Source organism: Rhodococcus sp. P4_B6 (genome assembly GCF_056402215.1).
Map to the genome: position 1 here is coordinate 1 of NZ_JBFUHV010000367.1, position 3,134 is coordinate 3,134.

Here is a 3,134-nt window from a genome sequence, read left to right on the forward strand (position 1 = left end):
AGCCCAACCCACAGGGTCTGCGTAAGAACCTTCGGCTGCGTGATGGCCGTTGGTACTGGCCTTGGGATCCGGAGTTCCTGCGCGTCGGCGACGAACCCACTCGCCAGTCCGACTCGATCGTGCGATACGAACGCGCTCGGGACGCCGCGGCCGCGATCACCGTTCCCACGATGCTCGTTCGTGGCAAGCAATCGAATGTGGTCAGTGAGGAAGGCGCGAAAGAGCTGCTCGAGCTGATCCCGACCGCGAAACTGATCGACGTCACCGGTGCGGGTCACATGGTTGCTGGCGACGACAACGATGTCTTCAGTGGCGGGTTGAAGGAATTTCTCGACGAAGACGTTGTCGCGGCCCGTCGCTGAAGACGTCGAGCCCCTCGAACGTAACCGACCATTGCCTCAGGGGCCGTCTTGCGCCGGTCACGCCGCACCATTCGGCGATGAACAGGGCCATCGTCTTGGTGACCTTCTTCAAGGAATCCAGGTTCGTTACTCCGCGGACTCGAGGTTCTGTCGGCGTCCGCTCGCAGCCAACTGCGGCACACCATCGACACCTACATGCGTTCGGGGTCACTGGCGGGTACTGCGGATGCCTTCGTCTGTCATCGCACTACGATCCTCGAGAGAATTGCGCGATTCAAGGAACTCACCGGCCTCGATCCCGCCGTTCCGTGGGATGCTGCAACAATTCGCATCGGATTCGCAGTCCCACCGCAGGGCACGGCGCGCAGCGATGACGCAGACTGAGCACTCGTCTGGATGTCGGGCGGGTTCCCGCACACCGCGAGAACCCGCCGATACCCACACCGACCAGAGGTGTCGAAAGTCGGGAATCGATGGTTCAGCTGACGCGGATGAGTTTCTTGTTTACGAATTCGTCGATCCCGTATTTACCGAGTTCACGACCGAAACCGGAGCGTTTGACGCCGCCGAACGGCAGCTCGACTCCCTCGGCGCCAACGGCATTGACGAACACCATGCCCGCGTCCAGCGAGTCGGCGACGCGGGACGCCTGATCGGGGTCGGTGGTGAAGACATACGAGCCGAGACCGAACGGGGTGTCGTTGGCCAGTTCGACGGCCTCGGCCTCGGAGCCAGCCTTGTACACGGTTGCAACCGGCCCGAACAGTTCCTCCCGGTAGGTTCGCGAATCCGGTGACACGTTTGTCAGCACGGCGGGTGGGAAGAAGGCTCCCTGCCGTTCACCCTCGGACACAATGGTGGCTCCCTCGGCGATCGCCTGCTGCACCTGCTCGGCCAGTCGGTCGGCGGCGGCCACCGACGACAGTGGCGCGAGCCCATCGGCAGTGGCGAGAACCTCCGAAGTGAATCTGCCGACGAAGTCGTCGTACAGGTCCTCGGCGATGATGAATCGCTTCGCTGCGTTGCAGGCCTGCCCGGTGTTTTCGAAGCGACCTTCCACCGCTGCCTTCACGGTGGCGTCGAGGTCATCGGAACTGAGCACGATGAACGGATCGGAACCGCCGAGCTCCAGCACCACCTTCTTGAGGTTGCGTCCCGCGATCTCGGCGACCGCCGCACCCGCACGCTCGGACCCGGTCAGCGACACGCCCTGGACCCGCGGGTCGGCGATCGCGTCGGCGATCTGCTCGTTGGTGGCGTAGACGTTGACGTAGGCGCCCTCCGGGTATCCGGCGTCGCTGAAGATCTGGTGCAGCGCCGCCGCCGATTCCGGACACTGCGGTGCGTGTTTGAGCACGATCGTGTTGCCCAGTGCCAGATTCGGACCCGCGAACCGGGCCACCTGGTAATAGGGGTAGTTCCACGGCATGATGCCGATCAGCACACCGATCGAGCGTCGACGGATCAGCGCGGTACCCGAGCCGTCGACCAGGTCGATGGGCTCATCGGCGAGGAACTTCTCGGCGTTGTCGGCGTAGTACTGGTAGATCGCGGCGCTGAAGTCCACCTCCCCCAGCGACTGCTCGAGTGGCTTGCCCATCTCCCGCTGGATGATCTTGGCCAGTTCGTCGCGGCGTTCGGTGTGTAACTCGGCGACTCTCGTGAGCAGTCCGGCGCGCTCGAGCGTCGTCGAGCGCCGCGACCACTCACGGTGTGCCTTCTCCGCAGCGGACAGCGCCGCCTGCATCTCCTCGTCGGTGGCGGTCGGGTATTCGCGCACCGTCTTCCCGGTGGCCGGGTCCACTACTGCGTACAGGCTCATGTCGCGTCTCCTCGGAAGGGTCGGATACCCCAGTATTACGCGTGATGAGGTGCTGCGGTTGGTAGTCACGGCCAATACTCGATCACGGGTCTCGGCGGTACCCCTGTCGAAAGCCTGAACCTCCCGACGAGATCCGGAGCCTGCAGGCACGGGAGGCATCCAACCGACCGGGCCACTTGCCCTCGACATCACCGGGACTATCCGGTTGTGAGCTCGTGCATGCGGCCGTGGGCGACGGAGACGGCAGCGGCCGAGCCGACCAGATCGCTGCCGTCGCGACTGACCAATGCCACCACGTCTCCGGGCCTGACATCCTGTGCCAGAACCACTCCGGAACGGCGCGGTGCCCCGATCATGCTGCCGCACCGCATGATCGAGAACTCTTCCGCCGGTCCGAAAGGGTGGCGATTCGCGACGGCCGCCGCGACCAGCTCACCGGTCGTCACGGCTACGACCGAGCCGGCGCCACTGTCCAGGACGACAACCGGGCCGCCGGGCGTGCGCTCCACGTGGTTCACCCGGCACACATTCACCGCAGCCCGTGCAGTGACCGATCGTCCGGCATCCACCGAAAGACGTGGCCGCGGAAAGCGGTTCCGGATACACGCGTCCTCGACGGCATCGGCGATGGCATCGCCGAGATCGGATGAGCCGACGATGTCGGTGGCGCCGCCCGCGATACCGAGATGCAATTCGGTACACAGAACGCGGTGCTCTCGATATGCATCACACATCACCGCCACTGCGGTCAGGACCTGCTCACGGATGTCGCCGACAGTCGGCACGCAGTCGCAGCGTATGCCGATGAGATCGAGACCGGGCGCGTCGACCACCCGCCGGATGGTCGCCCCCGCACAGCAGGTGTCCCGGACACCGACGATCGTCTTCTGCCGCCCCGACTCGGGCCCGGGCGCGGCGACCGAGTCGATCCGGACACCGGCGCCGACGAC

General features: G+C 65.1%; 4 protein-coding genes. 2 read left to right on the forward strand and 2 right to left on the reverse strand.

The features are described 5' to 3' along the window. Positions 1-362, forward strand: a 362-nt coding sequence (locus AC1DWT_RS50430; RefSeq protein WP_477926185.1) for an alpha/beta fold hydrolase, incomplete at its 5' end; no start/stop codon positions are given. Positions 363-545: 183 nt separating this feature from the next. Then, positions 546-746: a helix-turn-helix domain-containing protein gene (locus AC1DWT_RS50435; RefSeq protein ID WP_420855151.1), complete on the forward strand. Its 201-nt coding sequence runs from the start codon at positions 546-548 to the stop codon at positions 744-746. A gap of 94 nt (positions 747-840) precedes the next feature. On the opposite strand, the gene AC1DWT_RS50440 is transcribed toward AC1DWT_RS50435, so the two are convergent. Then, on the reverse strand, positions 841-2,184 hold the full coding sequence (locus tag AC1DWT_RS50440; RefSeq protein WP_206015337.1) for an NAD-dependent succinate-semialdehyde dehydrogenase: 1,344 nt from the start codon (positions 2,182-2,184) through the stop codon (positions 841-843). Between the two features lie 197 nt (positions 2,185-2,381). Then, positions 2,382-3,134, reverse strand: a 753-nt coding sequence (locus AC1DWT_RS50445) for a type III PLP-dependent enzyme domain-containing protein (RefSeq protein WP_477926186.1), incomplete at its 5' end; no start/stop codon positions are given.